This is a genomic window from Mesorhizobium sp. CNPSo 4671 (assembly GCF_057784245.1).
Genome location: NZ_JBWLUW010000017.1, coordinates 21,228 through 47,632, shown reverse-complemented (window position 1 = coordinate 47,632; position 26,405 = coordinate 21,228). Strand labels below are relative to the sequence as shown.

At 63.7% G+C, this 26,405-nt stretch carries 28 protein-coding genes and 1 tRNA gene; 17 read left to right on the top strand and 12 right to left on the bottom strand.

The genetic code is table 11. The features are described 5' to 3' along the window. Nucleotides 1–57: 57 nt before the first annotated feature. Both AC04SF_RS32260 and AC04SF_RS32255 read left to right on the top strand, forming a co-directional pair. Nucleotides 58–142: transfer RNA gene (locus AC04SF_RS32260), tRNA-Leu, on the top strand. Nucleotides 143–407: 265 nt separating this feature from the next. Next, nucleotides 408–608 carry a hypothetical protein gene (locus tag AC04SF_RS32255; RefSeq protein ID WP_488481079.1) on the top strand — a complete coding sequence of 67 codons (201 nt, stop codon included), beginning with the start codon at nucleotides 408–410 and terminating at the stop codon, nucleotides 606–608. 243 nt (nucleotides 609–851) lie between these two features. Here AC04SF_RS32255 and AC04SF_RS32250 read toward each other — a convergent pair whose 3' ends face one another. The 6 genes from AC04SF_RS32250 to secA form a co-directional block, all read right to left on the bottom strand. Beyond that, the gene (locus tag AC04SF_RS32250; RefSeq protein ID WP_488481078.1) at nucleotides 852–1,655 is read right to left on the bottom strand and encodes an oligogalacturonate-specific porin KdgM family protein; all 804 of its coding nucleotides are present in this window, start codon (nucleotides 1,653–1,655) and stop codon (nucleotides 852–854) included. 148 nt (nucleotides 1,656–1,803) lie between these two features. Further along, on the bottom strand, nucleotides 1,804–2,967 hold the full coding sequence (locus AC04SF_RS32245) for a YVTN family beta-propeller repeat protein (RefSeq protein WP_488481077.1): 1,164 nt from the start codon (nucleotides 2,965–2,967) through the stop codon (nucleotides 1,804–1,806). Continuing rightward, nucleotides 2,964–3,836: a creatininase family protein gene (locus AC04SF_RS32240; protein ID WP_488481076.1), complete on the bottom strand. Its 873-nt coding sequence runs from the start codon at nucleotides 3,834–3,836 to the stop codon at nucleotides 2,964–2,966. The genes AC04SF_RS32245 and AC04SF_RS32240 overlap by 4 nt, the downstream gene beginning before the upstream one ends. 75 nt (nucleotides 3,837–3,911) lie before the next feature. Beyond that, nucleotides 3,912–5,192 (bottom strand): GNAT family N-acetyltransferase, encoded by a 1,281-nt coding sequence (locus tag AC04SF_RS32235; protein WP_096450651.1) that lies wholly within the window; start codon nucleotides 5,190–5,192, stop codon nucleotides 3,912–3,914. Beyond that, nucleotides 5,192–6,592 carry a lipopolysaccharide biosynthesis protein gene (locus tag AC04SF_RS32230; protein WP_488481075.1) on the bottom strand — a complete coding sequence of 467 codons (1,401 nt, stop codon included), beginning with the start codon at nucleotides 6,590–6,592 and terminating at the stop codon, nucleotides 5,192–5,194. The genes AC04SF_RS32235 and AC04SF_RS32230 overlap by 1 nt, the downstream gene beginning before the upstream one ends. 123 nt (nucleotides 6,593–6,715) lie before the next feature. After that, nucleotides 6,716–9,448 carry a preprotein translocase subunit SecA gene (gene secA, locus AC04SF_RS32225; protein ID WP_488481074.1) on the bottom strand — a complete coding sequence of 911 codons (2,733 nt, stop codon included), beginning with the start codon at nucleotides 9,446–9,448 and terminating at the stop codon, nucleotides 6,716–6,718. A 262-nt stretch (nucleotides 9,449–9,710) separates the two neighbouring features. Here secA and AC04SF_RS32220 point away from each other — a divergent pair, with 262 nt between their 5' ends. Next, on the top strand, nucleotides 9,711–10,634 hold the full coding sequence (locus AC04SF_RS32220) for a peptidylprolyl isomerase (RefSeq protein WP_488481073.1): 924 nt from the start codon (nucleotides 9,711–9,713) through the stop codon (nucleotides 10,632–10,634). 66 nt (nucleotides 10,635–10,700) lie between these two features. On the opposite strand, the gene AC04SF_RS32215 is transcribed toward AC04SF_RS32220, so the two are convergent. Then, complete coding sequence (locus AC04SF_RS32215) at nucleotides 10,701–11,300, bottom strand: TetR/AcrR family transcriptional regulator (RefSeq protein ID WP_488481072.1); 600 nt, start codon at nucleotides 11,298–11,300, stop codon at nucleotides 10,701–10,703. Nucleotides 11,301–11,507: 207 nt separating this feature from the next. Here AC04SF_RS32215 and AC04SF_RS32210 point away from each other — a divergent pair, with 207 nt between their 5' ends. Then, entirely contained in the window at nucleotides 11,508–12,725 is a 1,218-nt protein-coding gene (locus tag AC04SF_RS32210; protein ID WP_488481071.1) for an MFS transporter, read from the top strand. 21 nt (nucleotides 12,726–12,746) lie between these two features. Here the strand turns inward: AC04SF_RS32210 and AC04SF_RS32205 are convergent, their stop codons facing one another. Next, nucleotides 12,747–13,976 (bottom strand): caspase family protein, encoded by a 1,230-nt coding sequence (locus tag AC04SF_RS32205; RefSeq protein WP_488481070.1) that lies wholly within the window; start codon nucleotides 13,974–13,976, stop codon nucleotides 12,747–12,749. A 168-nt stretch (nucleotides 13,977–14,144) separates the two neighbouring features. On the opposite strand from AC04SF_RS32205, the gene argJ reads away from it, so the two are divergent. The 5 genes from argJ to AC04SF_RS32180 all read left to right on the top strand — a co-directional run bounded on the left by argJ (nucleotide 14,145) and on the right by AC04SF_RS32180 (nucleotide 17,338). Next, nucleotides 14,145–15,386 carry a bifunctional glutamate N-acetyltransferase/amino-acid acetyltransferase ArgJ gene (gene argJ, locus AC04SF_RS32200; RefSeq protein ID WP_488481069.1) on the top strand — a complete coding sequence of 414 codons (1,242 nt, stop codon included), beginning with the start codon at nucleotides 14,145–14,147 and terminating at the stop codon, nucleotides 15,384–15,386. Nucleotides 15,387–15,415: 29 nt separating this feature from the next. Continuing rightward, a complete protein-coding gene (locus tag AC04SF_RS32195; RefSeq protein WP_096450637.1) occupies nucleotides 15,416–16,168 on the top strand; it encodes a GNAT family N-acetyltransferase in 753 nt (250 codons plus the stop codon). An 8-nt stretch (nucleotides 16,169–16,176) separates the two neighbouring features. Next, nucleotides 16,177–16,599 carry an 8-oxo-dGTP diphosphatase MutT gene (mutT, locus tag AC04SF_RS32190; RefSeq protein ID WP_488481068.1) on the top strand — a complete coding sequence of 141 codons (423 nt, stop codon included), beginning with the start codon at nucleotides 16,177–16,179 and terminating at the stop codon, nucleotides 16,597–16,599. 128 nt (nucleotides 16,600–16,727) lie between these two features. Beyond that, on the top strand, nucleotides 16,728–17,045 hold the full coding sequence (locus AC04SF_RS32185; RefSeq protein WP_488481067.1) for a hypothetical protein: 318 nt from the start codon (nucleotides 16,728–16,730) through the stop codon (nucleotides 17,043–17,045). 110 nt (nucleotides 17,046–17,155) lie between these two features. Further along, complete coding sequence (locus AC04SF_RS32180) at nucleotides 17,156–17,338, top strand: Flp family type IVb pilin (RefSeq protein ID WP_095199754.1); 183 nt, start codon at nucleotides 17,156–17,158, stop codon at nucleotides 17,336–17,338. A 79-nt stretch (nucleotides 17,339–17,417) separates the two neighbouring features. Here AC04SF_RS32180 and AC04SF_RS32175 read toward each other — a convergent pair whose 3' ends face one another. Then, nucleotides 17,418–18,290, bottom strand: a complete 873-nt coding sequence (locus tag AC04SF_RS32175) for a methyltransferase domain-containing protein (protein ID WP_488481066.1) — start codon at nucleotides 18,288–18,290, stop codon at nucleotides 17,418–17,420. A gap of 65 nt (nucleotides 18,291–18,355) precedes the next feature. Here AC04SF_RS32175 and AC04SF_RS32170 point away from each other — a divergent pair, with 65 nt between their 5' ends. Genes AC04SF_RS32170 through AC04SF_RS32155 form a run of 4 tightly spaced genes read left to right on the top strand, consistent with a single transcriptional unit; the run spans nucleotide 18,356 to nucleotide 20,751 of the window. Further along, nucleotides 18,356–19,156, top strand: a complete 801-nt coding sequence (locus AC04SF_RS32170; RefSeq protein ID WP_096450631.1) for a ComF family protein — start codon at nucleotides 18,356–18,358, stop codon at nucleotides 19,154–19,156. A gap of 26 nt (nucleotides 19,157–19,182) precedes the next feature. Continuing rightward, on the top strand, nucleotides 19,183–19,452 hold the full coding sequence (grxC, locus tag AC04SF_RS32165; protein ID WP_095199655.1) for a glutaredoxin 3: 270 nt from the start codon (nucleotides 19,183–19,185) through the stop codon (nucleotides 19,450–19,452). A gap of 10 nt (nucleotides 19,453–19,462) precedes the next feature. Beyond that, nucleotides 19,463–20,329: a carbon-nitrogen hydrolase family protein gene (locus AC04SF_RS32160; RefSeq protein ID WP_488481105.1), complete on the top strand. Its 867-nt coding sequence runs from the start codon at nucleotides 19,463–19,465 to the stop codon at nucleotides 20,327–20,329. Beyond that, the gene (locus AC04SF_RS32155; RefSeq protein ID WP_096450627.1) at nucleotides 20,326–20,751 is read left to right on the top strand and encodes a DUF1178 family protein; all 426 of its coding nucleotides are present in this window, start codon (nucleotides 20,326–20,328) and stop codon (nucleotides 20,749–20,751) included. Before AC04SF_RS32160 ends, AC04SF_RS32155 begins: the two co-directional genes overlap by 4 nt. A 4-nt stretch (nucleotides 20,752–20,755) precedes the next feature. On the opposite strand, the gene AC04SF_RS32150 is transcribed toward AC04SF_RS32155, so the two are convergent. Continuing rightward, nucleotides 20,756–21,241, bottom strand: coding sequence for a MarR family winged helix-turn-helix transcriptional regulator (locus tag AC04SF_RS32150; RefSeq protein ID WP_488481065.1), 486 nt, complete (start codon nucleotides 21,239–21,241; stop codon nucleotides 20,756–20,758). A gap of 117 nt (nucleotides 21,242–21,358) precedes the next feature. Here AC04SF_RS32150 and AC04SF_RS32145 point away from each other — a divergent pair, with 117 nt between their 5' ends. Continuing rightward, complete coding sequence (locus AC04SF_RS32145) at nucleotides 21,359–22,267, top strand: DMT family transporter (protein ID WP_488481064.1); 909 nt, start codon at nucleotides 21,359–21,361, stop codon at nucleotides 22,265–22,267. A gap of 6 nt (nucleotides 22,268–22,273) precedes the next feature. On the opposite strand, the gene AC04SF_RS32140 is transcribed toward AC04SF_RS32145, so the two are convergent. Beyond that, nucleotides 22,274–22,867, bottom strand: coding sequence for a winged helix DNA-binding protein (locus AC04SF_RS32140; RefSeq protein WP_488481063.1), 594 nt, complete (start codon nucleotides 22,865–22,867; stop codon nucleotides 22,274–22,276). A 110-nt stretch (nucleotides 22,868–22,977) separates the two neighbouring features. Here AC04SF_RS32140 and AC04SF_RS32135 point away from each other — a divergent pair, with 110 nt between their 5' ends. Both AC04SF_RS32135 and AC04SF_RS32130 read left to right on the top strand, forming a co-directional pair. Further along, nucleotides 22,978–24,102 (top strand): LLM class flavin-dependent oxidoreductase, encoded by a 1,125-nt coding sequence (locus AC04SF_RS32135; RefSeq protein ID WP_488481062.1) that lies wholly within the window; start codon nucleotides 22,978–22,980, stop codon nucleotides 24,100–24,102. A 69-nt stretch (nucleotides 24,103–24,171) separates the two neighbouring features. Next, a complete protein-coding gene (locus AC04SF_RS32130) occupies nucleotides 24,172–24,684 on the top strand; it encodes a flavin reductase family protein (protein ID WP_488481061.1) in 513 nt (170 codons plus the stop codon). Nucleotides 24,685–24,727: 43 nt separating this feature from the next. Here AC04SF_RS32130 and ubiG read toward each other — a convergent pair whose 3' ends face one another. Then, entirely contained in the window at nucleotides 24,728–25,477 is a 750-nt protein-coding gene (gene ubiG / locus AC04SF_RS32125; protein ID WP_096450615.1) for a bifunctional 2-polyprenyl-6-hydroxyphenol methylase/3-demethylubiquinol 3-O-methyltransferase UbiG, read from the bottom strand. A gap of 246 nt (nucleotides 25,478–25,723) precedes the next feature. Here ubiG and AC04SF_RS32120 point away from each other — a divergent pair, with 246 nt between their 5' ends. Then, a complete protein-coding gene (locus AC04SF_RS32120) occupies nucleotides 25,724–26,293 on the top strand; it encodes a putative glycolipid-binding domain-containing protein (RefSeq protein WP_488481060.1) in 570 nt (189 codons plus the stop codon). Nucleotides 26,294–26,405 lie beyond the last annotated feature (112 nt).

Here is a 26,405-nt window from a genome sequence, read left to right as displayed (position 1 = left end):
GTTGACGAACAGGCCTCCAACCGTATAGTCCGCGCCCATCCAGGCCGCCCGGCCTGAGCCCCTATGGCGGAATTGGTAGACGCGCTCGACTCAAAATCGAGTTCCGCAAGGAGTGCTGGTTCGATCCCGGCTAGGGGCACCACCCTATTTTTCAGGCACTGATTTTGTTCAGTTTTTCGCCTGTTTTTGCCGCCATTTTTTTCAAGCTCTGAATCCGGTGGGACAACTTCACCGGCGACGACGCGCCGTTCATTCGATGGAATGGGACTGGTCGAGCGCGGGATCATTCGATGAGCCCGCCTCATCCAATTGATGGATGAAGCCCAACATGCGCCAGTGCTATTTTGGACGCATGGCTCGCGACTTACCTCCGGTCTGCGGAGGCTCGCTGGCTTGGGTGGCCAAATATGAGCAAGACGACACTCGTTGCTATCACTGTCCTAGCTATCAGCATCGGCTATGCCGAAGCCAAGGACAAAGACCGACCGGTTTGCGCTGCGTCGAGCCCGCTTTTCAAAGTTCTCGGCAACAAATGCATTCTCGTGAAAGGTTCGATGATCTATGGCGACATTGCGGACCTGTCCCAGATAGTCCGCTTTGGCTGGTAGCTTCGCTCTTCGAGCTTCGGATGGCAGGCCATCCGAGGCTTGTCAGACGAAGGAGTGTCCTCGGAAGCCTTGGCGAAAGAGGACTGGCACAGATTTCGGCTCAGCGCGCCGCCAAGGTGCACCGTCTGAACTGCGCGTTGCCGGTTCGGGCTGTCCGGAGCGGTGGATTTCGCCGCTCCGGATGCAACTGACAGATGGATGAAGGCCTGTGCCAAAGCCAAGCCTTAACTCTCGTCAATCCACTCAGAGCGAATGCTTATAGCCGATCCCGATGTTCCATTTGTCGCCGGCGAGATCGTTGTAGGGGGCCGAAATGGTATCGGTCTTCTTCCAGGAATAACCGACGCTGGCACAGACAGCGTTGGTGGAGTCGATGTTGTAGGTCACGCCGGTGGCCAATTTCGGCGTTTCCCAGGTGGTGCTGAAGGCATTGCGGTAGCGGAAGTTGAAGACGTTCCAGGTCCACTGCTTGGAGACCTTCCAATCGCCCGCGATGTACAAGGCGTAGTAGGGAACATTCGCGTTGGCGTCGCCGTCCTTGATGATGCCCGTATCGTGCCAGGTGTAGCCGAGCCCGAGGCTGGGGGTCAGGCTGAAGGCATCCGTGACCTTGATTTTGTAGCCGAGGCTTGCTTCGGCGTAGTACTGCGACTTTCCGCCGGTCTTGAAGGTCGGCTGGATAAAGATCCCGCCGACGAAGTTGTTGTCGAAATTGTGCGAAACGCTGAGCTTGAAATAGGTGTCGGCAAGCGACCGGGCGGTGTTGCTGCCATTGTCGATGGCGTAGAATTCCGGGTCCCCCTCGATTGCGATCGTCCAGGTTGGCGCTGCCGGTGGCGGGGCTTCGACCAGGTCGCCTGCAAAGGCCGATGTGGCCATGGATAAGCAAACGCCCAATGGGGCGATGATGGTGCGCAAAAGCATGGTCTCGAGATGTGGCGGCGCATCGGGATGGAGCGGCGCGTTGGGATGTGGCGGCGATTTAGCTAGGCGCGCGCTACTACAGTTATGTGACGATGTGCCATTCGTCTGGACGGCTTTGTCCAAACGGCTCTCGGCAGGAAATCGGCGATGCGGTTTGGCCACACAAGCGAGGCGGCGGCGGCAAGAACCTCTTCGATGAGAACGGTTTTATTGCCTTGGACGACGGAGCGGCATCAGGCGGTTGTTTCGCGCGTCTTCGCGGTCGAGATGCCTATCGCATGTTCCCGGTGTGGCCCTGCGAGTATCTGCCGGGCTGCGGCCAGACCGTCAGGCCGTGAGGCTCGACGCCGACCCGGATTTTCGTCACGGCGCCCGAGGTCGTGTCGATCATGTAGACCTCGCTGTCGAAGCGGCCGGACAGCCACAATTGCTTGCCGTCGGCGCTGACATTGCCCATGTCGGGGCTGCCGCCACCCGGTATGGGCCATTGCGCGACGACCGAGCGCGTGGCGAAATCGATGACGGTCACGCTGCCCGGCCCCTTTGCACGGCCTTGCTCCATCTTGTGCGAGCCGCGGTTTGAAACATAGAGCTTCGTCCCGTCACGGCTCACGACAAATCCGTGCGTTCCGATGCCGGTGGCGATGAAGCCGATTTCGGAAAAGCTGTCTCCGTCGATCAGGAACACGCCGTCGTTCATCATGTCGGCGACATAGAAGACCTTGCCGTCGGGAGAGAGCCTGACGTCCTGTGGCATGCCCATCTTCGACAGAGCGAGGTGGCCGAGCACCTTCTGGTTTTTCAGGTCCACCTTCAACAGGCCGCCATCGCCATATTCGCAGGTGAAGATGGCGTAGGCATTGTCGGCGGAAAAATCCGCGTGGTTGATACCCGGGCAGGTAGGTGTCGGTATCGTCGATTTCAGCGCCATCGTCTGCGGATCGCGCAGGTCGAGCCGCTGGTAGGCTTCATCGACGATGACGGCCGAACTTCCGTCAGGCATGAAATACATGTTGTAGGGGTCGTCGACCGAAATTTCGTGGCCCGGCTTGGCGGTCTTGGGGTCGATTGATGTCACGCTGCCCTTGCTGGTGCCGCTGGCGTTGTTGGCGACCCAGAGCGTCTTAAGATCCCAGGACGGAACGACGTGCTGCGGCTTGCTCCCGACAGGGAACCTGTCGACTTCCTTGAGGGCCACGGGGTCGATGACCGACACGCTGTTGGACGAGCGGTTCGGAACATAGACACGTGGCAGCGCGCCTGCCGTCGCCGGGCTCAAATGATCGGAAGTTGTCTGGCTGTAGATATTGATCGGAGCGCGGGGCGGCGGCTCGCTGCAATCTTCCGGGCACGAGCCGGCTGAAGCCGATACCGACGCGAACAACAACACGAGCGGCGCGCACAGGCTCGTGAACCACCAATATGCCTTGATCATTTGGGCTGCTGCTTTTCGATGAAGCTGCGGATCGCCTCGGTCGTTCCGTTGACGATCAGGTCCACGCCGAGCTGGCCAAACGCGGCTGATGATCGTGTCGGATCGCCGCCATAGACGCCGTCGCCGGCATTGAGCTTCGGGGCGGCCGCAAGGCGATCCTTGCGCACCATGGACGGGTCGATGGCGAGCATGAGCGATGTGTCGGCCAATCCAGCGTGGGTTCCGATTTCCGGCCGCGTCGCGCCGGCCGACAGGAGCTTGTCGACATAGGCGCCCTGGGTGATCTGATAGTATTCGAGCGCCGCAAACACCCGGACCGGGGTTTTGCGCCATTCGGTATTCAGGCGATCGGCGACATGGCGCTCGTCGGCCTGATAGCCGCCATGGTCGCCGATCAACACGATGGTCTTGAAGCCATGCAGCTTGAAGCTGCGGGCCGCGGATTCGAGCAGCTCCTCGAAAGTCTTGTCGCTGACGGTGATCGTGCCGGGAAACCGCATATGGGCGGTCGGCGGATCGATGGTTCCTTCCGGAACATAGGAGATCACGGGCGCGACCAACGCGTTGCCCAATTGGCCGGCTATTTTTTCAGCCAGGAACTTGACCCGCACATTGTGCTTGCCCAAAGCCATGGCGGGGCCGCTCTGTTCAGTGCCACCTATCGGGACAATGATCGTCGTCGTTCCGGCGCCGATCCGATCGCGCAGTTCGGTCCAGGTCTGGTCCTCAAGGAAGACCGATGTATTGGCGGCGTTCGCAGTCGATGCCAGACCCGACAGAAGCCAGAGGCCGATGGCGGTGCCTGCGAACCGTGCAATCGTTCCAGCCTTTGCGCCATATGTCGCGCTGAACCGCGGACGCCCGTCCATTGTTGTTGCGCCATTTGTGTGAGGGGCAGGGGGCTCGGCAAGGTGCCTGCAGTCGCGGAAGTTCGCGATCATGGTCTACCGCCGTCTTAGCAGGCTCTTCATGCGGTTGCGCAGCAGGCGGGCCATGTTGCGGGTCTCGCGGTAGAGATGCAGCTGCGAGGCGGCCTGGCGGGCGAGACGGTCGGCGTCCGGCGTCAGCCCGATCACCAGCGTGCCGATCGGCTTGCGCTCGCTCCACAGCCTGCTCATCACCGGATGGTCCGGCACCGCACAGGAATCGGTCATCATGATGTTGGGATCGTCGAGATGCTGCCTGGTGACCTCGATCATCAGCAGCGTGCCGGGCGAATAGGCTGATAGCGTCTCGTCATAGGCGGTCTTCCAGGTATAGGCGACGCCGGCCTCGACGAAGACGATCAGGCAGGCGATGGTGCGGCCGTCGAGCGTCAGGGAATGGATGCGGCACATGTCCTGCTCGGCGAGCCGGTGCACGGCCTCGCGGGCAAAGGCGGCGCGGAAGCGGTCGATCGCCATGGCGGTGCGCTCGCGGCCCTTCCAGCCGGACGCTTCCAGCGTCAGAAAACTTTCGATGGCGTGGCGGATTTCTTCGGGGCCGCGCGCCACCACATGCTCCAGCCTGCCTTGGTCGGCAAGGCGCCGCTTCAGGCGGCGGAACTCGCGATAGTGGTGCGAACGCAGCGATGCCTTCAGATAGTCGTCGCCGTCGAGTTCGCTCTGCAGCACGGGTCGCGAGGTCTGACCGGTGGTGACCAGCGTCAGGCCGCGCGTCTCGGCCACGGAGTCAAGCAGGCTTGCCACCGGACCATCGAGCCTGATGTCGGGCAGCACGAGGACTTTCGGCATCTTGAGGTGCGGGCGCGACAGCATCGAGAAGAAATCCTCGACGACGCCGATCGGATCGTCGCGGTCGATCAGCGGCGTGCCGAGCGGACCGAACGGGCTGGCCCAGGTGCGCATCACCGGAACGCCGAGCGGCACCACCGGACGCTCCACCGAGATCGGCACCAGCAGGCGCAGCCGGTTGCGGTATTCGTCGCCGTCGCGGATTACCGCCAGCCGCACCTCGCGATCCTCCAGCCGGGGCATGGCCGGCGCCAGGAAGCGCGGGTTGAAGAAGACGTTCGGCTCGATGGTGCGGGCGCAGAGATAATCCAGCTCCTCGACCAGGTCGAAGCCGGCGGACGCCGGATAAATGGCAAGCTTGCGCTCCGGGCGGTTGTTGGCGAGGATTTCGATATGGGCTGGGTCGGGGTCGCGCGCCAGTCCGGCAAGGCCGGACACCATGGCGCCGGCGGTGCCGCCGCTGGTTTCCTCGAGCAACGGGATGGCGGCCATCAGGCTACTCCTTTGGCAGGCACGAAGATCGCCATGACGATGCCGAGCTTGCGCCAGACCGTGAAGGACAGTGCGCTGGCCTCGAAGATCATGGCAAAGGCGGTGGCCATGGCCGCGCCCCACAGGCCGAACATCGGGATCAGCACCACGTTGAGGCCGATGTTGAAGGCCAGCGTCATGGCATAGACGGCGGCACAGATGTTCTGGTTGCCGCTCATGGTGAGCAGGCTTTCGCAAGGGCCGACGGCGGCGCGCGCCACGACGCCGAAGACGAGCAGGAACAGCAGCGGATAGCCCGATGTGAATTCGGGGCCGAACAGCACCAGCATGGGCTTGCCCAGCACCAGCACCAGCAGCGCCATCAAGAGCGACGGCCAGAAGGTCCACGACACCGTCTCGCGGGCGAAGGCGGCAAGCTTTTCCGGCTCGCCATGGGTGAATTGCGCATAGCGCTGGGCGACACCGGCCTTGACGGCGAAATAGACGAAATGCACCAGCGCCAGCGTCTTGACCGTGGCGAAATAGACGGCGACGTCGTTGGGATCCATATAGGCGCCGACCATTAGCACGTCGGCATTGGTGAGCAGGAAGAAGAAGCTCTCGACCAAGAAGATCGGCAGCGAGACGATGAACCATTGCGCGAAATGCACTTTCATCGGCCCGGCCGGGATCTGCCTTTCCATGCGGTGCGTGACGCCGATCAGCTGCGCGAGCGTGGTGACATAGGTGGCGGCGATCGAGGCGAAGATCGCCGTCCTGGCATCGGCGGCGTAGCCGGCATAGAGCATCAGCGCCATGAACAGCAGGATCAGCACCGGCCGTATCAGATAGGTCGGCGACAAAGCGAAAAGCGCCCAGCTGTTCGCCCTGGCCTGACCCTGCAACAGATCCGACACCGCGATCATCGGCAGGCAGATGACGCCGAGGATAAACGGGATCACGTAGTAGTTCTCGATCCAGGGCGCCGCCAGCCAGACGCCGAGCGCGCCGAGCCCGGCGATGACGGTCGAGGCGATCAGCACGAACAGGCGGCTGGCCACGACGATGCCGCGCAGTTCGTCCATCATTCCGCGCTCGCGGTATTCGGGGATGAAACGGATGACCGAAGTGTGGAAGCCGAGGCAGGCGAGGTTGCCGACGATGACCATCGTCACCCAGACGAGCACGAAGATGCCGTATTCGAACGAGCCCATCCAGCGCGCCATCAGCACCTGGCTGATGAAGGCGATGACGGCGCTGACGATGCGGATGGAAAAGGCGATGACCGACATGCGGCCGGCCTCGCCGCGTTCATCGGCGGTGAACAGTACGGCGTCGATGCGGCCAAGCAACGGTTCGACGCGCAGCGCCAAACGCTGCGGCAAGAACCGCCCGGCAGTCGTGGCCGCGGAAAAGCGCACCCCGATCTCTCTCCGTTTTCCGCCTCTTTTTCAGGCTTTGGTGTAGCGGAGACACATTAAGAAACGGTTGGGTGCGGACCACGCCTCACCCCCCGTGAACGGGGAGAAGGAAGAGGGCGTCCCTTACGCAAACGCCCCATGACAATGCTTGTACTTCTTCCCCGAGCCGCAGGGGCAGGCTTCGTTGCGGCCGACCTTGCCCCAGGTGGCCTGGTTCTTCGGGTCGCGGTCTTCGGGGGCGACGATGGCGTTCTGCTCCTGGCGCACCAGGAGGGCGGTTTCGCCGCCTTCGAAATCGTTCTCGCCGGTGGTGCCGTCAATATGGGTGCCGAACATGTCGGGGGCTTCCGGGGGCGGGGCTTCGGCGGCCTGGCGGACCAGCTCGACGCGCATCAGCTGCGCGGTGACGGCCTGGCGCAGATTGCCCAGCATCGCCTGGAACAGCTCGAACGCCTCGCCCTTGTATTCCTGCAGCGGATCGCGCTGGGCGTAGCCGCGGAAGCCGACGACCGAGCGCAGATGGTCGAGGTTGACGATGTGCTCGCGCCACAGATGGTCGAGCGTCTGCAGCACCACGGAGCGCTCGACATAGGTCATCACCTCGGGGCCGAAGCGCTCGGAGCGCTCCTTGGCGGCGGCGTCGGCGGCGGCAGTGATGCGCTCGCGGATGTCGTCCTCGGCGATGCCTTCTTCCTTGGCCCATTCGTCGACCGGCAGGTCGAGATTGAGGAATTCGGCGACCTCGGCCTTCAGCCCCGCAACATCCCACTGTTCGGCATAGGCGTTTTCGGGAATCGCCTTGGCGACGATCTCGTCGATGACGCCTTCGCGCATCTCGGCGATGATCTCGGTCAGGCCTTCGCCGTCCATCAGCTCGATGCGCTGCTCGAACACCACCTTGCGCTGGTCGTTGGAGACGTCGTCATATTTCAACAGGTTCTTGCGGATGTCGAAGTTGCGCGCCTCGACCTTCTTCTGCGCCTTTTCCAGCGCCTTGTTGATCCACGGGTGGATGATCGCCTCATCTTCCTTGAGGCCGAGCTTCTGCAGCATGCCGTCCATGCGCTCGGAACCGAAGATGCGCATCAGGTCGTCCTGCAGCGACAGGAAGAATTTCGAGCGGCCGGGGTCGCCCTGGCGGCCCGAACGGCCGCGCAACTGGTTGTCGATGCGGCGCGATTCATGGCGCTCGGTGGCGAGCACGTAGAGGCCGCCGGCGGCTAGCGCCTTTTCCTTCAGGCGCTCGACGTCGGCGTAGATCTCTTTTTCGCGCGCCTCGCGCTCGGGGCCTTCCGGCATGTCGCCCAGTTCGTCGGCGATGCGCATTTCGGCGTTGCCGCCGAGCTTGATGTCGGTGCCGCGGCCGGCCATGTTGGTGGCAATGGTGATGGCGCCGGGCTTGCCGGCCTGGGCGACGATCGCCGCCTCACGCTCGTGGTGGCGGGCGTTCAGCACCTCGAAATCCTTGAAACCTTCCTTGCGCAGGCGCTCGGCCAACTGCTCGGACTTCTCGATCGAGGTGGTGCCGACCAGCGTCGGCTGGCCCTTGGCGCTGGCTTCGCGGATCTCCTTGACGATCGCCTTGTACTTCTCCTCGACCGTCCGGTAGACCTCGTCGTCCTCGTCCTTGCGGATGACCGGCAGGTTGGTCGGGATCTCGGTGACTTCGAGGCCATAGATGTTGCCGAATTCCTCGGCCTCGGTCAGCGCCGTGCCGGTCATGCCGGACAGCTTCTTGTAGAGGCGGAAGTAGTTCTGGAAGGTGACGGAGGCGAGCGTCTGGTTCTCCGGCTGGATCGCCACATGTTCCTTGGCTTCCAGCGCCTGGTGCAGGCCTTCCGAATAGCGGCGGCCCGGCATCATGCGGCCGGTAAATTCGTCGATGATCACGATCTCGCCGTTGCGCACGATGTAGTCCTTGTCCTTCTGGAACAACCGGTGCGCCTTCAACGCGTTGTTCACATGGTGGACGATGGCGACGTTCTCGACGTCGTAGAGCGACTCGCCCTTCAACAGGCCGGCATCGCGCAGCAGGTTCTCCAGCTTCTCGGTGCCTTCCTCGGTGAAGATCGAGGTCTTCTGCTTCTCGTCGATCTCATAATCCTGCGGCTGCAGTTGGATGATGAAGGTGTCGATGGTGTTGTACATTTCCGAACGGTCCTCGAGCGGACCGGAAATGATCAGCGGCGTGCGCGCCTCGTCGACCAGGATGGAATCGACTTCGTCGACGATCGCGTAATTGTGGCCGCGCTGCACCATCTGGGCGCGCTCATACTTCATGTTGTCGCGCAGATAGTCGAAGCCGAGTTCGTTGTTGGTGGCGTAGGTGACGTCGGCGGCGTAGGCGACGCGGCGCTCCTCGTCCGAGAGGCCATGGACGATGACGCCGACCGAGAGGCCGAGGAATTTGTAGACGCGGCCCATCCATTCGGAGTCGCGGGTGGCGAGATAGTCGTTGACGGTGACGACATGGACGCCGTTGCCGGCCAGCGCATTGAGATAGACCGGCAGCGTCGCGACCAGGGTCTTGCCTTCGCCGGTGCGCATCTCGGCGATGCCGCCATTGTGCAGCACCATGCCGCCGATCAGCTGGACGTCGAAGGGGCGCATGCCGAGCACGCGGCGCGCGGCCTCGCGGGCGGTGGCGAAAGCCGGGACCAGAAGGTCTTCAAGGCTGGCGCCATTGGCAATGTCCTGGCGGAATTTTTCCGTACGCCCGGCGAGTTCGGCGTCGGAAAGCGCCCGCATCTCGTTTTCCATGGCGTTGATCGCCTCGACGCGGGGCCGGGTCGATTTGACCCGACGGTCGTTGGAGGAACCGAAAACCTTACGGGCGAGACCGCCGAGACTGACCATCCAATGGTCCTTTCGATAGAATTCTCAATCTTCAGACGAGCGCCGGCCGGCCCCATCACATCCGCGTGAACGCACCGCCTGAATACGGGCAAACACAAAAAGCGCCCGGAAAACGGTTCTGGACGCAAAGTCGTTGGACAGATAAGAGGGGGCTCAACTGATGTCAACGCCGCGCTGGCCCTGCCGGTCGCGCCAAATTCCGCCACAATCTGGCTGATCTGGAAGCCACCCCTCCTTACAATCCTTCCCCGGAGTCATCCTTATGCCCTTGTTGTTCCGCCGTGCGTCGCTTGCCAGCCTTGGTCTGGCCTTCGGCCTGTCGGCTCTTTGCCTGTCGCCTGTCATGGCGCAGGAGACCGCTCCCGCTGCTCCGGCCGATGCCGCCGCGGCACCGGCGGCAGCGCCGGTCGATCCGAATGCCGTGGTCGCCACGGTAAACGGCCAGCCCTTGACCGAAGCCGATCTGGTGCTTGCCGAAGGCGAGCTGTCGCAGCAATTCGCGCAACTGCCGCCCGACCAGCGCCGCGCCGCGGCCCTTTCGGCGGCCATCGAAATCCGCGTGATGGCCGCCAAGGCCGTTACCGACGGCCTTGACAAGGATCCCGACTTCCAGCGCCGCATGGCGTTCCTGCAGCAGCGCGCGCTGCATGGCGAGATGGTCGAGAAGGGTGTCGTCAACAAGGTCACCGACGCCGAGATCCGCGCCCGCTACGACCAGGAAATCGCCAACACGCCGCCGGTCAACGAGGTGCATGCCCGTCACATCCTCGTGAAGACGAAGGAAGAGGCTGAGGCGATCATCAAGCAGCTCGACGGCGGCGGCGACTTCCAGAAGCTCGCCAACGAGCACACCAGCGATCCCTCGGGCAAGTCCAATGGCGGCGACCTCGGCTGGTTCGGACCTGGCCAGATGGTGCCGGAGTTCGACAAGGCCGCCTTCGCGCTTGAGGTCGGCAAATACACCAAGCAGCCGGTGCAGACGCAGTTCGGCTGGCATGTCATCAAGCTCGAGGACAAGCGCGCCAAGCAGCCGCCGGCCTTCGACGACGTCAAGGACCAGGCAAAGCAGGCGGTCATCCGCGACAAGTATTTCGCGCTGGTCAAGTCGCTGCGCGCCGGCGCCAAGGTCGAAATCCCGGACGCCAAGCTGAAGCAGGCCGTCGATACGATGGAAGCCGGCAAGTAGGCCTGAACGATTTTTTCAAAAGGGCGCGGCAGCCAAGGGTTGCCGCGCCCTTTTTGTTGGCCGCCATTATCTGCCTGATGCCGCTATGCCTCGCAGGAGATAGCGGACCATCTTGCGTATCGTCGCCTCAGGCTCGTCGAGCCGGTTGGTCAAGAGATGCCGCCAGGCGTAGGAAGCGATGAGATCGGCGACCACACCCGGATCGATATCGCCGGCGATCTCGCCGCGTGCCTTGGCGCGCTCGATGATCTGGCCGGTGTGGGTACGGCGCGCTCCGGCATAGCCGGCCAGGGCCGCGGCCGCGGTTTCATCCGACTGCGCCTCGGCGATCAGCGATTTGAAAACACTGCCCGACGATGTCTCGCGCCAATGCGTGAACAGATTGATCAGGAAGCCGACGAGATCCTCCTCCAGGCTTCCGGTATCGGGAATGTCGACGCGCTTCTGGCGCTGGTAGACTTCGAGCAGCAGCGCCGCCTTGCTTGGCCACCAACGATAGATGGTCGGCTTGCCGGCGCGCGCACGCCGCGCCACCGCCTCGATCGAGAAGCCGGCATAGCCGGCCTCGATCAGCACGGCTTCGGCAGCCTCCAGAATCGCTTCGGCGCTGTCGGGATTGCGCCTGGCGCCAATCGATTTGCGTGCCGGATCGGCGATTTCGCCCATTGGCCGTTCCTCCTGAAGCGGTTTCTCGTCTAAAACGACAACCCACCGGCAACTGTTTGCCTTTTACGGACTAAATGAAGCCATTTGGCCGCAAAATGCGCCGCTGCCAAGAGATGCTCACACATCGAGATGTTCATACATCATCGCTTGACGAAACGGAACGGTTCGTTCTATTCAACGAAACGTTTCGTTCCGATGGAGATCGTCATGACGGCTGTTATCTCACCCGGCCCCGCCCCCGCCGAGACGACGATTTCGAACTGGATGACCTTTTTGCTGGCCGCCGCCTGCGGGCTGATTGTCGCCAATATCTATTATGCACAACCGCTGATCGGCCCGATCGGCGCTGAACTTGGCCTGCCGCCACATGCCGCGGGCCTGATCGTCACGATGGCCCAGATCGGCTACGGGGTGGGTCTGCTGTTTGTCGTGCCGCTTGGCGACCTCATGGAAAACCGCAGGCTCGTGCTTGGCATCCTCGCCGTTGCAACGCTTGCCTTGCTGGGCGCGGCGATTTCAACACAGCCGGCGACGTTTCTGGCCGCGATGCTGTTTGTCGGCCTTGGCTCGGTCGCGGTGCAGACGCTTATCCCCTATGCGGCGCACCTGGCGCCCGAAGCCAGGCGTGGCCGCGTGGTCGGCAATGTCTCGGTGGGATTGCTGCTGGGCATCATGCTGTCACGGCCGTTCTCCAGCTTCATCACCGCGCTGTCGTCCTGGCATGTGGTCTACCTCACCTCTTGCGCCGTCATGATCCTGCTGATCGCGGTGCTACGGTTTGCGCTGCCCAGGCGCGTGCCGACGGCGCGTCTGAGCTACGGCGCGCTTTTGGCGTCCATGGTGCATATTGCGCGCACGACGCCGGTGCTGCGGCGGCGGGCTCTCTACCAGGCGTTCCTGTTCGCGGCTTTCAGCCTGTTCTGGACGACGACGCCGCTGCTGCTGGCCGGGCCTGATTTCGGCTTGACGCAGCGCGGCATTGGCCTGTTCGCGTTGGCCGGCGTCGCCGGCGCAATCGCCGCGCCGCTCGCCGGAAGGGTTGCCGACCACGGATGGGGCCGGCCGGCAACCGCCTTTGCCATGCTGTGTGTCGCTGTCGCGTTTCTCATCACCCACATCGCCCGCAGCGGCTCGACGCTTTCAATGGCGCTGCTGGTCGCAGCGGCAATCGTGCTCGACTTCGGTGTGCAGACCAACCTTGTCCTCGGCTATCGCGACCTGTTCGCGCTCGGCGCCGCACATCGCAGCCGTTTGAACGGCCTCTACATGGCGACGTTCTTCATCGCCGGCGCGATCGGCTCGGCTGTCGGCGGTTGGGCGTATGCGCAAGCCGGCTGGCCGCTGGTGTCCTGGATCGGCCTGGCGCTGCCGGCTGCGGCACTGCTCTGTTTCGCTATCGAATTCATGTCGCGCCAGCGCGCGTGAATTCGCACCCGGATCGGGTTATCATTGCATCGCTTGCGAGGTTTCGGACTCGATGCGCCATCCACCTTCGGCCTTGACCAGCCCGAGCGTGACGCGCGCCTTGCCGGTCAGCCGGGCCGCCGACTTGTCCTTCGGCACATAGTCGTAGCGCATGGCGAAGGCGGCCTCAGTGCGGTCCTCGCCATGCGGGGTAACTTCCAGGCTGCCAGGTTCCAGCCCGAGCGACCACGAGGCCCATTGCGCGAACCAGTCGGTCTTCACCTTGACGATGGCATCGGCGTCGTAGCGCGTGCCGAAAATGGTGGCGGACGAGCCGTAGATCCGTTTGACCGTTTCAGCCATCGTCCTGGTGTCGGGCGTCAGATAGTCTCGGCGCAGGAAACTTTCGATCGAGGCCTTGTCGTCGCCCACGGAGCGCTCCAGCGCCGCGACCTGCGAGGCTGGTGCTGGCTCAGCCGCCGGCTTCGGCTCCGGAGCGGGCCCTTCACCCGGGACGAATTCGAAGCGTTCGAGCAGCGAGCCCTGTTCCCAGGGACGCTGGCCTTCACCGGTTTGCGAAACGACGTCGCGGCGCACCGCGATCATCATGTCGTTGATGCTCTGGCCGGGTTCGGCGATATGCCGCAAAAGCGCTGCGGCAAATGGCGAGTTGCGCCCGGTGCCGTCCATGGCAACCGCACCCGGCGCCGTCGAAAAAGCGATGAACGAGCCGCGCGTCGAATCGAATTGCGCCAGGCCTGCCAGCGCCGTCGCCGAACGCGTGGTGGCGGTGCGGCTCAAGCTGCGGGCAAACGGATTGTTGCGGCAGGCGTCGAGAAACACCAGGCTGACCTTGGTCTGCTGCTCCATGATGTCGAGGACTTCGTCGATCGGTACGGCCTCGAGCTGCAGTTTCACCGGCATGTCGAGCCTGGCGTCGACCGGCACGATGTAATTGCGGCCGTCGACCTGCAGGCCGTGGCCGGCATAGTAGAAAAGCCCGACGCCGGCGCCTTCGAGCGCATCGGAGAATTCGCCGATGCTGCGTTCGAGCTCGCGTTTGCCGAGATCGTTGCCTTCGATGACCTCGAAACCGATGGAACGCAGCTTGTCGGCGATGTCGAGCGCGTCGTTGACCGGATTGGCCAGCGTCCCGGCCTCGGCATAAGTGCCGTTGCCGATGACGAGCGCCACGCGCCGCGCCGGCTCAGCGTCGGCGCTCAGCAGCAGAAGTCCCAGAAATGCCCATGCGAGGATCGCAAGCCTGCCCATGGGGCGTAATCATAGCGCCACGGGCCCCGGCGACGCCAACAGATTTGAAATGCAGGCTTAATCCGGCGTGGTTCGCTGCCCCGGCAGGCGCGGCGAAAACGCCCTTGCGCCCGCGCGCCGTATCGGGCAAACCGGCCTTCCCTTGCGATTTTCCCGCCCGAGGTCCCCATGTCCACGACGATTTCGCCGCTCGCGCCGAAGAAATACCCCAAGATGCCGGTCATCGAAGGGGTGCGCATCGCCACCGCCGAAGCGGGGATAAAGTACAAGAACCGCACCGACCTGCTGGTCATGGTGTTCGACGCCGGCACCGCGGTCGCCGGTGTGTTCACCAAGTCGAAATGCCCCTCGGCGCCGGTCGATTTCTGCCGGCAAAACCTTGCCGCTGGCAAGGCGCGGGTGCTGGTCGTCAATTCCGGCAATGCCAATGCCTTCACCGGCCAGAAAGGCCGCGCGTCCACCGCGCTGACCGGCGAGGCGGCGGCCAAGGCCGCCGGATGCACGCCAAGTGAGGTTTTCCTGGCCTCGACCGGGGTCATCGGCGAACCACTCGACACGACCAAGTTCAGCCATCTGCTCGCCGGGCTGGTCAGCGACGGCAAGCCAGACCTGTGGACCGAGGCGGCGAAGGCCATCATGACCACGGACACCTATCCGAAAGTGGCGACGCAGACGGTCAAGCTTGGGGACACCGATGTCACCATCAACGGCATTTCCAAGGGCGCCGGCATGATCGCCCCCGACATGGCGACGATGCTGTCCTTCATCGCCACTGACGCGCCGATCGCCGCCCCTGTGCTGCAGGACCTGTTGTCGCGCGGCACGGCCAAGACGTTCAACGCGGTGACCGTCGACAGCGACACCTCGACCAGCGACACGCTGCTGATCTTCGCCACCGGCAAGGCCGCCAAGCGCGGCGCGCCCGAGATCACCGACCCCAAGGATGCCCGGCTCGGCCAGTTCCGTCGGGCGCTCGGCAAGGTGCTGAAGTCGCTGGCGCTGCAAGTGGTGCGCGACGGCGAGGGTGCCCGCAAGCAGGTCGAAGTCACCGTCACCGGCGCGAAATCGGCGCGCTCGGCCAAGCGCATCGCGCTGTCGATCGCCAATTCGCCGCTGGTCAAGACGGCGGTCGCCGGCGAGGACGCCAATTGGGGCCGCGTGGTCATGGCCGTCGGCAAAGCCGGCGAGCCGGCCGACCGCGACCGGCTGTCGATCTGGTTCGGCGACAATAGGCTGGCGCATGAGGGCGAGCGCGACCCGGCCTATTCGGAAGAAAAGACCTCGGCCTATATGAAGCGCGACGATATCCGCATCCGCGCCGATATCGGCATCGGCCGCGGCAAGGCGACGGTGTGGACCTGCGACCTCACCAAGGAATATGTCGCCATCAACGGCGATTATCGGAGCTGACGGTTTTGGCTTCCAGGCATCCGGCAAGCATGCTTGCGATCGTGCGCCGCTACGAGGCGGCCGGCTTTCGCGCCTGGCCGGCGGCCGCCGTCCATTATGACGGCACCTGGGTGGTGCGGCTGACGGCCGGCCATCCGGCCAAGCGGCTGAATTCGGTCAATCCGCTCGATCCCGGCGACACCCAGCACATCGCCGACCGCATCGGCCGGGCCAGCCGCCGTTTCGATGCCTATGGCAGGCCGCTGACGTTCCGCATGTCGCCGCTGTCTGGCCCCGATCTGGCCAGCCATCTCGACAGAGAGGGCTGGAGCCGGTTCGACGAATCGCTGGTCATGCGGCTGCCTCTGGCCGACGCCCAGCTCGATGCCGCGATGGACCAGATTCCGCTCAAGGACATCAGCCGCTTCATCGGTGCGTTGCTCAAGGTCAACGGCTCTGATGTTTCGCTGCGGCCCGGCCTGTCCGAGATCATCGGCGCCATCCAGCCCGAGGCCGGGCTGTTCGCGCTCGAAGATGGGGTCGAACCGCTGGCGACGCTGATCTGCGTGCATGATGGCGATCTCGCGGGCCTGTTCGAGGTCGCCACCGACAGATCGGCGCGCAACAAGGGCCATGGCCGCAACCTGATCCTGTCAGCGCTGAAATGGGCGCGGCTGCGCGGCGCGCGGGAAGCCTGGCTGCAGGTCGAGGCCGGCAATGTGCCTGCGCTGGCGCTCTATCGGTCGCTCGGCTTCGAGGAAGTCTATCGCTACCACTATCGTCGGCCGCCTGGTCATGAGTGAAATAGGGCATGAATGATCTGGCCAATACCGGCAAGCGCCTGCTGCTGGTCGCCGCCTGCGCGCTGGTCGATGCCGACGGCCGCGTGCTTTTGGCGCAGCGGCCGGAGGGCAAGCAGCTTGCGGGCCTGTGGGAATTTCCAGGCGGCAAGGTCGAGCCCGGCGAGACGCCGGAACAATGCATCATCCGCGAACTGCATGAGGAGATCGGCATCGAGGCCGAGATCCCGTGCCTGGCGCCGCTCACCTTCGCCAGCCACTCCTATGACGACTTCCATCTGTTGATGCCGCTGTTCGTCTGCCGCCGCTTCCGCGGCATCGCCCAGCCCCGGGAAGGGCAGGCGTTGAAATGGGTGCGGCCCAAGCAGATGCGCGACTATCCGATGCCGCCGGCCGACGCGCCGCTGATCCCGTTCCTCATCGACCTGCTCTGAGGGGGCGGCGACGGACCGGACCACGATTCATATCAGCCAGCGTTAATGGAAGATTTATCTCATCATGAAAAATTGATGCATGGCCGTGTCCTCGCGGCCGCGTCGCCAATTGGCTGGGGAGCGATAGGATGAGCCTGGACAAGGATTGGGATTCGATCCGGCCCGACCGCAGCTTCCGTGCCGCCGATGCGGGCATGGGCATTCTGCGCGTCGCGCTGCTGTTCGGCTCGGCCGCGGTGGCGCTGGCGCTGATAGCGACCCCTTTCCTCGACAGCCAGACGCGTTCGCAATCGGCGCGGGATGATGTTCCCGGCGGTCTCGATATGACGGCCACCGGCTCGATCAGCCATCGCAGCATTTATACGGTGCGCCGCAGCGTGCTGCAGGCGCAGCCGGGTTCCGTCTGCATCATCGGCTCCGACGGCAAGACGAGCGGCGACTGCTGACATGGTTAAGATATTCGCGAAAGGGCGGCCGTTTCACCGCCTGTTAAGCCTTTGCCGTTAACCTTTCTTAACAGATCGGCGGTAAGGTCCTGGTAATGGGGATCGAGGTGATGAAAACAGTGCTGCTGCGTTTTCTGACGGATGAGACCGGCGCTACTGCCGTCGAATATGCCCTGATTGTCTGTGTGCTGTCATTGACCATCATCGGCGGCATCGGCCAGGTTTTCAACCAGATCACCTGGCTGTTCAGCGACAACACCAGCAGGCTTGCGAACGCCTTTGCATCGCCTTGATCGCAATCGCGACGGCCGCCTAAAGCGTTTTTATGCATGTCGTCTTCCCAAAACCGAGGTCACGTTTGGGCGACATGCATCAGGATTCGCCGGAACCCTCCAGTATAGCTTTCAGCGAGACCTTGGCTGAACCGGGTTTCAGCGGTTTCTGCTGCGACGCATCGGGCGCCCAGCCGGACATCCAGACCATCGAGAAACTTGCCCGGATCCGGCCGTCGGGGTCGGAAAACCGCTCGGCGTAGATTTCCGCGGCACGGGCAAACAGCCGGCGCGTGCCTGGCCGCCGGCTGCGATCGGCAAGCGCGCTGGTTTCACCCATGGCGCGCAGATCGGCCATCAGGGCAAACAGATTGGCATAGCGCACCGTCACCGTCTCGACATCGGCGACCGGCAGAGCGAGACCGGCGCGCTGCAAAAGCGCGCCGGCATCGCGCACGTCGGTGAAGGGGATGACGCGCGGGCTGGCGCCGCCGTAGAGCTCGGTCTCGGCCGCAAGCAGGCTTTCGCGCAACTCGCTGAGCGTGCCGGCTCCGGCAAAGGCGCCGAGAAAGAGGCCATCCGGCCGCAGCGCGCGGCGGATCTGGATCAGCATGCCAGGAATATCGTTCATCGCCTGCAGCGACAGAAGCGACGACGCCAGATCGAGACTTTGCGGCTCGAAGGGCACAGTTTCCAGCGGCGCGACCAGGCCGGCGGCACCATTCAGGAAAGCCGCGTCCGTCTCGACACGGACGATATCCGTCACCTTGCCGCTCGCGGCGAGCACATCGGCCGCGGCCGGCGTCTGGCAAAACAGCACCGCCGCCTTGCCGAACCGGCGCTCGACGGCGCCCAGCCGGTCGGCAAGGTCCTCGGCGGCGCGGTTCATGAGAAAATCGGCGCCGTCGATCGGATGGGTGAGCGCGCGCCGCTTGTGCGCCAGCCAGAGATCGGTATCCATTATCGGGTGCAACGGGCGGATCCTTGTTTGTCCACGCCCTGATATACTTGGTATACACGGTGCGCAGGACCAACCACGTGGCCGATCCCATGTCCAAGATCAAGTCCATCGGGATCAGGAACCTCACCCGCTCGGCTCTCGGCTGGCCGGCGCGCATCCTGTTTCCGCCGGTCTGCGCCGGCTGCCGCCGGCATGTCTCGCAGCCCGGCGTGCTGTGCGGAGCCTGCTGGCCGAAGCTGCGGCTTTTGGAACGGCCCTGGTGCCCGGTGATGGGCACGCCGTTCACCCATCATATGGGTGAGGGCTTTTTGTCGGCCGAGGCGATCGCTGATCCGCCGCCCTTCGAACGGGCACGGGCGGCAGTCGCCTATTCCGGCGTCGCCCGCCAGATGGTGCAAGGGCTGAAATACCAGGATCGCACTGATCTCGCCCCTTGGATGGCGCGCTGGATGGTGCGCGCCGGCGCCGATCTCATCGCCGAGGCCGATGTGGTGGTGCCGGTGCCGCTGCACTGGCGGCGTTTTTTCCGGCGGCGGTTCAACCAGTCGGCGGAACTGGCGCGCGCGGTTTGCGAGCTCAGCGGGCTGTCTTTCGCGCCTTCCGCCATGCGGCGCGTAAAGCTCACCCGCCAGCAAGTCGGGCTGGAGCGGCAGGAGCGCGAGGAGAATGTGCGGGCCGCCTTCCGTGTGCCGGCCGAGGCGGAAATCGAGATCGCCGGCCGCAGGGTGCTTCTGATCGACGATGTCTACACCACGGGCGCCACGGTGCGTGCGGCGACCAAGGCGCTGAAAAAAGGAGGTGCGGCCGCCGTCGATGTGCTGACCTTTGCGCGGGTGTTGCCGGGGGACTTTCGGGCGGACGAGTCCGCGACTATATAAGTCGGCAACGAAAGCGGAAATTCGTCATGGTCGATGTCACGATCTATACACGCATGATGTGCGGCTATTGCACGGCGGCCAAGCGGCTGCTGGAGCGCAAGGGCGTCGCCTTTACCGAGCATGACGCTTCGTTCTCGCCGGAATTGCGCCAGGAGATGATTTCGCGCGCACACGGCCGCACGACCTTTCCGCAGATTTTCATTGGCGACACGCATGTCGGCGGCTGCGATGACCTCCACGAGCTGGAAGCCGAAGGCCGGCTGGACAGACTGCTCGCCAACGGCGCAACGATTTGAGGGTGTGATGATGGGTGTTTTCAAGGCTGCGTCGGTCCAGATGCGTTCAGGCGAAAGCCCCGAGCGCAATGCGGTCGATCTCGAACGGCTGGTGCGTGAGGCAGCCGGCCAGGGCGCGACCTACATCCAGACGCCGGAAATGACCGGGGCGCTGATCCGCGACAAGGAAGCGCGTGCAGCCTCCTTCACCTCCGAGGACAAGGACATCATCGTCGCGACCGCGCACAGACTGGCGCGTGAACTCGGCGTCTTCCTGCATATCGGCTCGACCGCCATTCTGCGTGCCGACGGCAAGCTCGCCAACCGGGCGCTGTTGTTCGGTCCGGATGGCGCGACGCTCGCCACCTATGACAAGATCCACATGTTCGACGTCGATCTCGACAATGGCGAAAGCTGGCGCGAATCCGCCGCCTATGAGCCAGGCACGGAGGCGGTCGTGACCGAGGTTGCGGGCGCCAAGCTGGGTTTTGCGGTCTGCTACGACCTGCGTTTCCCGCAACTGTTCCGCGCCGAGGCGCTGGCCGGCGCTGATGTTTTGACCGTGCCTGCCGCCTTCACCCGCCAGACCGGCGAGGCGCACTGGCATGTGCTGCTCAGAGCCCGCGCGATCGAGAACGGCGCCTTTGTCGTCGCCGCCGCGCAAGGCGGCCTGCACGAGGACGGCCGCGAGACGTTTGGCCATTCGCTGATCGTCGATCCCTGGGGCCGTATCATCGCCGAAGCCGCGCATGACGAGCCCGCCGTGATCGTCGCCGAGATCGACCCGGCACAGTCGCTTGCTGCGCGCAAGAAGATCCCCAATTTGAAGAATGCGCGGGATTTCACCATCAATGCCGGCGCGGTGGACGCGCCGCTTCTGCGGGGTGCAGCCTCTTGATCCGCTTTTCCCTGATCTGCGAGAACGAGCACGAGTTCGAGGGCTGGTTCCGCAGCAATGACGATTTCGACAGCCAGAAGAAGCGTGGCTTTGTCGATTGCCCGAGCTGTGGCTCGCACAAGGTGCAGAAGGCCCTGATGGCGCCCGCCGTTTCGACGGCCCGCAAGCAGGAGACCATAGCGCTCGCCATGGGCGAGGCGCAGAAGCAGGCCCTGGCGCAACTGAAGGCGATGGCCGAGAAGGTGCGCGAGAATGCCGATTATGTCGGCGACAAATTCGCCGAAGAAGCGCGAAAAATCCATTTCGGCGAAACCGACCCACGCGGCATCTATGGCGAAGCGACGCTGGAAGAGGCCAAGGGCCTGGCGGACGACGGCGTCGATTTCATGCCGATCCCGAGTTTTCCCGACGAACGGAACTGAGCGATCAGCTCACGCTTTCGATCAATTTGCCTAGCAGCTGAGCCAGCGTCTCCCGCTCGGCGCCGGTGAGGCCGGCGAGGATTTCATGCTCGTTGGCGACGTGGGCGGTCACGGCGTCATCGATCAAGGCGAGCCCTTTTTCGGTCAGCTGCACGACAATGCCGCGCCGGTCATTGGGGTGCGGGCCGCGCAGGATCAATCCGGCCTTCTCCAGCCGGTCGAGCCGGTTGGTCATGGCGCCTGACGTCACCATCGTCGCTTCGTAAAGAGCGGTCGGCGTCAGCGTGTAAGGCGCTCCGGAGCGGCGCAGCGTCGCCAGTACGTCGAACTCGCCGGCCTGCAATCCGAATCGAGCAAACAGCGGAGCGAGTCGATCGCGCGCGATCAGCGACGAGGCCTCGTTCAGCCGCCCGAGCACGCCCATCGGCGAGACATCCAGGTCCGGCCGCTCCCGTTTCCACTGCTCGATCGCTTTTGCCGCGCGATCCATCTGTCTCACCGTTAAATATCTTGACGTTAAGAATCTTTGTATTATCTTACCTCAAGATACAGAGCCGGCCAAGCGCGGCAAGTGCCAAATTTCGCAATTGAGTGACGGGACCATCCGATGAATATTCTCTGGGATTCGGCGCTCGGCCTGCTGGTCGTCACTGGCGGCCTGCTCGGGCTGACGCTGCCCTTCGGCAAGCTCGCCACGGCGGCCGGCGTGCCGGCCATGGTCTGGGCCTTCGTCATCTCGCTCGGCGCCGGCGGCGTGCTTTTGTGCGTGCTCTTGGCACGCGGTCAGCGCGTCCGGCTCACCCCCCACAAACTGCGCTATTTCTTCGTCACAGCGGCCGTGTCCTATGCCGTGCCCAATCTCTTGATGTTCTCGGCCATCCCGCATCTGGGCGCCGGCTACACCGGCATCATGTTCACGCTGTCGCCTGTCATCACGCTGTTGTTTTCGATCCTGCTGCGCGTCCGGCGCCCCAACATGCTGGGCATTGTCGGTATTGCCGTCGGCTTCGTCGGCGCCGTCATGGTGGCAGTGACGCGCGGCGAGGCCGGCCAGCCGGCCGATCTGTTCTGGGTGGCGCTCGGCCTGCTGATCCCAGTCAGCCTTGCCGCCGGCAACATCTACCGCACCGTCGACTGGCCGGAAGATACCGGGCCGATCGAGCTTGCCGTTGGCAGCCATCTGGCGTCGGCGACGCTGCTGCTCGCCGGCATTCTTGCCCTGTTCGGCGTCAAGGCCTTCGCGCCGCTCGGTGCCGTGCCGCTGGTCGTCGTTGCGCAGGTCGCATCCGCGTCGGCGATGTTCGCCTTCTTCTTCCGGCTGCAGGCGGTCGGTGGCCCGGTCTATCTCAGCCAGATCGGCTATGTGGCCGCCGCCGTCGGGCTCGTTGCCGGCACGATCTTCCTTGGCGAGCACTATCAGCTGCTGACCTGGGCCGGCGCCGTCGTCATCACCGCCGGTGTCTTCGTCACCACGAAGGCGCAGAGTCAGGCCGTCGCGAAGCTGCAGCCTGCGTAAACGTCTTCAAAGTTTTTCGCCGCCGGCATCGCCGCTGGGCTCCGGCCTTGGATGCCGGCGGCGGTGCGTGGCAGCGGCGCGCGCCGCCTGTTCGTAGATGCCGGTCATCAGCTCGAGCGTGCGCGCGACATCTTCGAGCTTGTCAGCCATTTCGGGAATGCGCGTCACGGCATCGATGAGCAAGACGGAGCGGATGTCGGCGTAGCGGTCGGTCACGCGATGCCCGAGCGGCGTCACTTCATAGGTGACGCCGGCCCTGCCGCTGCCGGTGCGGGTGATCAAACCGCCCTTGAGCAGTTTGCGCAGGCTGTACTGGATGTTGGGAATGTCGTCGCGGTTGGTCATCTGGGCTAGATCGCGCACGCTTTTCGGGCGGTCGTTCATCCGGATAATGTGGAGCAGCGCGTTCTCGGGTCCGCTGGCGGAAAACTCGATCACCGTAGCAAGGCATTCGGCCTGCCAATGGCCGAAGGCCTCGTAGGAGCGCATCAGCGCGTACTCGACTTCGGTGACGTCGATTTCCAGCGGCGTGCGCGCCAGATGCCAGCCGCGATCCAGCAGCTCGGCCTGTGTTTCCAATGATTTGCGCCGATCGTTCATCTGTCTGTTCCCCACGACCAACATGCGCTGATCCCAGTGATTGCGTCTACATGGATTTATGATAGACTTTCTATCATAAATTATAAGCAAAAATGAGGAGAACGTCACCCATGAGCATGCTCGACAAGACCGCGCGTCATGCGCAGCCCTTCTTTCTCGGCACTTTCGCGTCAAATTGTTCCGGCGGCATGACCGTCACCAAGGTGCCCGAGCGCTGGGTCAGCTCCTGGGACAACAATTTGCGGCTGGCGCATCTGCTCGACGAGGCCGGCATCGACTTCATGCTGCCGATCGCGCGCTGGATCGGCTATGGCGGCGAGACCAATTTCCACGGCAATGTGCTGGAAACGATCACCTGGGCGGCCGGGCTTCTGGCGCTCACCCGCAACATCACGGTTTTCGCCACCACCCACACCGCGGCCAACCATCCCGTCGTCGTTGCCAAGCAACTGGCGACCATCGACCAGATCAGCCGTGGCCGCATCGGCCTCAACATCGTCGCCGGCTGGAACAAGCCGGAATATGAGGCGCTTGGGCTGACACTGCCCGATGACCACGTCACGCGCTACGGCTATGCCCAGGAATGGTTCGATATCGTCCAGGCGCTATGGAGCCGTACGGAGGCCTTCGACTGGGACGGCACCTGGTTCAAGCTCAAAAACGTGCTTGGCGACCCGCGCCCGTCCTCGCGGCTGCCGATCCTCAACGCCGCCGGGTCTGATGAGGGCCGCAAATTCGCGGTCCGCAATGCCGATTTCCTGTTCACGCCGGCGATCGACCTGGCGCGCTCCAGGGATGAGATCATTGCGCTGAAGGAGCAGGCGAGGGCCGCCGGCAGCGATGTCGACGTGCTGACCTTCGCCCATGTCGTGTGCCGGCCGACCGAAAAGGAAGCTACGGACTATCTGGAACATTTCGGCCGCAGCAATGCCGACTGGGCGGCGGTCGACAATCTGGTGCGGCTGCAGTTCGCCCATGCGCAGTCGTTTCCGCATGATCTCTTGGCGCTCATTCGCGACCGCATGGCGGCGGGCCATGGCGGCTTCCCGCTCACCGGCACGCCCGAGCAGGTCGCCGACGGGATCACCGCTCTGCATGAGGCCGGGTTTCGCGGCTCGACGTTGTCCTTCGTCGATTATGCCGAGGAGTTCCCCTATTTCCGCGACACCGTGCTACCCATTCTCGAACAGAGAGGCATCCGCATCGCGCCGGCCGCGATGCAGTCGGCGGCTTAGAGCAATTCCAGGAAAAGTGTGAAACGGTTTTCCGTCCGGAATTGCGTCCAGGCTGCAAAGGAGGATGTTATGTCCACAGTCTCGAGAGAGGGGCCGGTCGACGTCGCCGACTTCCGCGCCGCCATGCGGCTCATCGTCGGCAATGTCAGCGTCATCACCGCCGGCGTCGGTGACGACTGCTCCGGCCTTGTCGTCATTTCGGTGGTCTCGCTGTCGGCCGAGCCGCCCAAGGTGATCGCTTGCGTCAACCGATCGTCATCGACCTGGCCGGTGATAGAGCGTTACCGGCATTTCGGCGTCAATTCGCTCGGACCTCAACACCAGCGCGTGGCGGAGCGGTTCTCCGGCTTTGGCGGCATCAGGGGCAAGGACCGTTATGAGGGCGCCGAATGGGTGACGCTGAAGACCGGAGCCGCGCTGCTTTCGGACGCGGTGGCCGCCTTCGACTGCAGCCTCGACGAAATGATCGACCGCGGCACGCATTCCATTGTCATCGGTTCGGTCGAAGCGGTGCGCACCCACGATGCCGGCCAGGCGCTGATCTACTGGCGGGGCGGCTATCGGCCGCTCGATTCGGCCTGACCCGAATCTCAACACGTCCTCGGCGCGAATTCCGCGAACGTGGTCAGACCGATCCTTTTTCCGCCAGCACCATGTAGTTGACGTCCATGTCCTTCGACCGCGCCCAGCGATCGGCAAGCGGATTGTAAGTGACGCCCGTGCGGTCGATGATGGTCAGACCGGCGCCGCCGAGCGCCTTTTCCAGCTCTTCCGGGCGCACCAGCTTGCCGAACTGGTGCGTGCCGCGCGGCAGCCAGCGCAGCACATATTCGGCGCCGATGATGGCGAGACCCAGCGCCTTCAGCGTGCGGTTGATGGTGGCCACGAACATGATGCCGCCGGGCCGGACCATCTGTCCGCATTTGGCGACGAACAAGTCGATGTCGGCGACATGCTCGACCACTTCCATGTTGAGGATGACGTCGAATGTCTCGCCGGCGTCGGCAAGGTCCTCGGCCGTTGTGGCGCGGTAGTCGACGCTGACATTGCCTTCGGCCGCGTGCAGTTTCGCCACTTCGATGTTTGTCCCGGAAGCATCCGCTCCGACGACCTCGGCGCCAAGCCGCGCCATCGGCTCGCACAAAAGACCACCGCCGCAGCCGATATCGAGGATGCGCAGTCCCTCGAACGGCCGCGCGGCACGCGGGTCACGGCCGAAGCGCGCCGCGATCTGGTCGCGGATATAGGAAAGCCGGACCGGATTGAATTTGTGCAGCGGCCGAAACTTGCCGTTCGGATTCCACCATTCGGCGGCAAGGGCGGAAAAGCGCTCCACTTCTCCGGCATCGATCGTCGACCGTCGGGGCTCTGGCATTGGTTGGTCTCCTAGAGCTCTTTGATTGTCGTAATTCCGGACGGAAAACCGTTACACACTTTTCCTGGAATTGCTTCAGAGCGCTAGGAAGTCGGGCGTGGGAGCCGGAAAGTCAAGGCAACAATTTTCCTGTGCCGACAGGGCGATGCACCCTGTCAGGGCATGTCAGCTGCCGTGTGCGGCGGTGAAACACAATTGGCCTGGCGGGCGAATGAAAGGCATCGTTTTGCATTCGAGGAGTGGGCGATGACGGTCACGACGGCTTCGATCCTTTGGCGCCGGCTGGATGTGGAGGGTCACGACGCCTGCCTGCTTTCGCAAGCCGATGGTGCGCACAGCCTCGAGGGACAGGCCATCTTCGTCCAGGACGGCAAGCCATGCTGCCTTGCCTATGCGGTGATTTGCGACACCGGCTGGCGCACGCGATCGGCGCGGGTTGATGGTATTCTCGGCATGCGCGAACTGCACTACGCCATTGAACGACGAGCCCACGGCGCGTGGATGCTGAACGGCGAGCCTCAGCGGGGCGTTGCCGGCCTTGTCGATGTCGACCTCGGCTTCACGCCGGCATCGAACCTGCTGGCGATCCGCCCGTTTAACCTCGGCATCGGGGAGACGACACCCGCTCCAGCCGCCTATCTAAGCTTCCCCGCGATCGAGATGGTGCTTCTCGAGCAGAGCTATCGGCGTCTCGACGCAATCCGCTACGCCTACAGCGCGCCTATGTTCGGCTATGAAGAGATTCTCGATGTCTCGCGGCACGGCTTCGTCGTCGACTATCCCGGCCTGTGGAAAGCCACGGCGCAGCCGGGCTGACCCGGTCCGGGAAGGGCGGCTGATCGGGTTCCCTTAACATCAAATTTACGAGGTTGGCGGTTTCCTGAGGCACGAGCGGGATTCGGCATGTACATTGCCTTCCCATTGATTG

Bases quoted from the DNA above. Each gene is read 5' to 3' on its own strand.
- AC04SF_RS32255 (WP_488481079.1), top strand. From the start codon at position 408: ATGAGCAAGACGACACTCGTTGCTATCACTGTCCTAGCTATCAGCATC.
- AC04SF_RS32185 (WP_488481067.1), top strand. From the start codon at position 16,728: ATGAGCCTGGACAAGGATTGGGATTCGATCCGGCCCGACCGCAGCTTC.
- AC04SF_RS32140 (WP_488481063.1), bottom strand. From the start codon at position 22,867: ATGAACGATCGGCGCAAATCATTGGAAACACAGGCCGAGCTGCTGGAT.
- AC04SF_RS32135 (WP_488481062.1), top strand. From the start codon at position 22,978: ATGAGCATGCTCGACAAGACCGCGCGTCATGCGCAGCCCTTCTTTCTC.
- AC04SF_RS32195 (WP_096450637.1), top strand. From the start codon at position 15,416: ATGCTTGCGATCGTGCGCCGCTACGAGGCGGCCGGCTTTCGCGCCTGG.
- AC04SF_RS32205 (WP_488481070.1), bottom strand. From the start codon at position 13,976: ATGGGCAGGCTTGCGATCCTCGCATGGGCATTTCTGGGACTTCTGCTG.
- AC04SF_RS32120 (WP_488481060.1), top strand. From the start codon at position 25,724: ATGACGGTCACGACGGCTTCGATCCTTTGGCGCCGGCTGGATGTGGAG.
- mutT (WP_488481068.1), top strand. From the start codon at position 16,177: ATGAATGATCTGGCCAATACCGGCAAGCGCCTGCTGCTGGTCGCCGCC.
- secA (WP_488481074.1), bottom strand. From the start codon at position 9,448: ATGGTCAGTCTCGGCGGTCTCGCCCGTAAGGTTTTCGGTTCCTCCAAC.
- AC04SF_RS32240 (WP_488481076.1), bottom strand. From the start codon at position 3,836: ATGGACGGGCGTCCGCGGTTCAGCGCGACATATGGCGCAAAGGCTGGA.
- AC04SF_RS32180 (WP_095199754.1), top strand. From the start codon at position 17,156: ATGAAAACAGTGCTGCTGCGTTTTCTGACGGATGAGACCGGCGCTACT.
- ubiG (WP_096450615.1), bottom strand. From the start codon at position 25,477: ATGCCAGAGCCCCGACGGTCGACGATCGATGCCGGAGAAGTGGAGCGC.
- AC04SF_RS32145 (WP_488481064.1), top strand. From the start codon at position 21,359: ATGAATATTCTCTGGGATTCGGCGCTCGGCCTGCTGGTCGTCACTGGC.
- AC04SF_RS32215 (WP_488481072.1), bottom strand. From the start codon at position 11,300: ATGGGCGAAATCGCCGATCCGGCACGCAAATCGATTGGCGCCAGGCGC.
- AC04SF_RS32220 (WP_488481073.1), top strand. From the start codon at position 9,711: ATGCCCTTGTTGTTCCGCCGTGCGTCGCTTGCCAGCCTTGGTCTGGCC.
- AC04SF_RS32160 (WP_488481105.1), top strand. From the start codon at position 19,463: ATGGGTGTTTTCAAGGCTGCGTCGGTCCAGATGCGTTCAGGCGAAAGC.
- AC04SF_RS32150 (WP_488481065.1), bottom strand. From the start codon at position 21,241: ATGGATCGCGCGGCAAAAGCGATCGAGCAGTGGAAACGGGAGCGGCCG.
- grxC (WP_095199655.1), top strand. From the start codon at position 19,183: ATGGTCGATGTCACGATCTATACACGCATGATGTGCGGCTATTGCACG.
- AC04SF_RS32130 (WP_488481061.1), top strand. From the start codon at position 24,172: ATGTCCACAGTCTCGAGAGAGGGGCCGGTCGACGTCGCCGACTTCCGC.
- argJ (WP_488481069.1), top strand. From the start codon at position 14,145: ATGTCCACGACGATTTCGCCGCTCGCGCCGAAGAAATACCCCAAGATG.
- AC04SF_RS32210 (WP_488481071.1), top strand. From the start codon at position 11,508: ATGACGGCTGTTATCTCACCCGGCCCCGCCCCCGCCGAGACGACGATT.
- AC04SF_RS32245 (WP_488481077.1), bottom strand. From the start codon at position 2,967: ATGATCAAGGCATATTGGTGGTTCACGAGCCTGTGCGCGCCGCTCGTG.
- AC04SF_RS32235 (WP_096450651.1), bottom strand. From the start codon at position 5,192: ATGGCCGCCATCCCGTTGCTCGAGGAAACCAGCGGCGGCACCGCCGGC.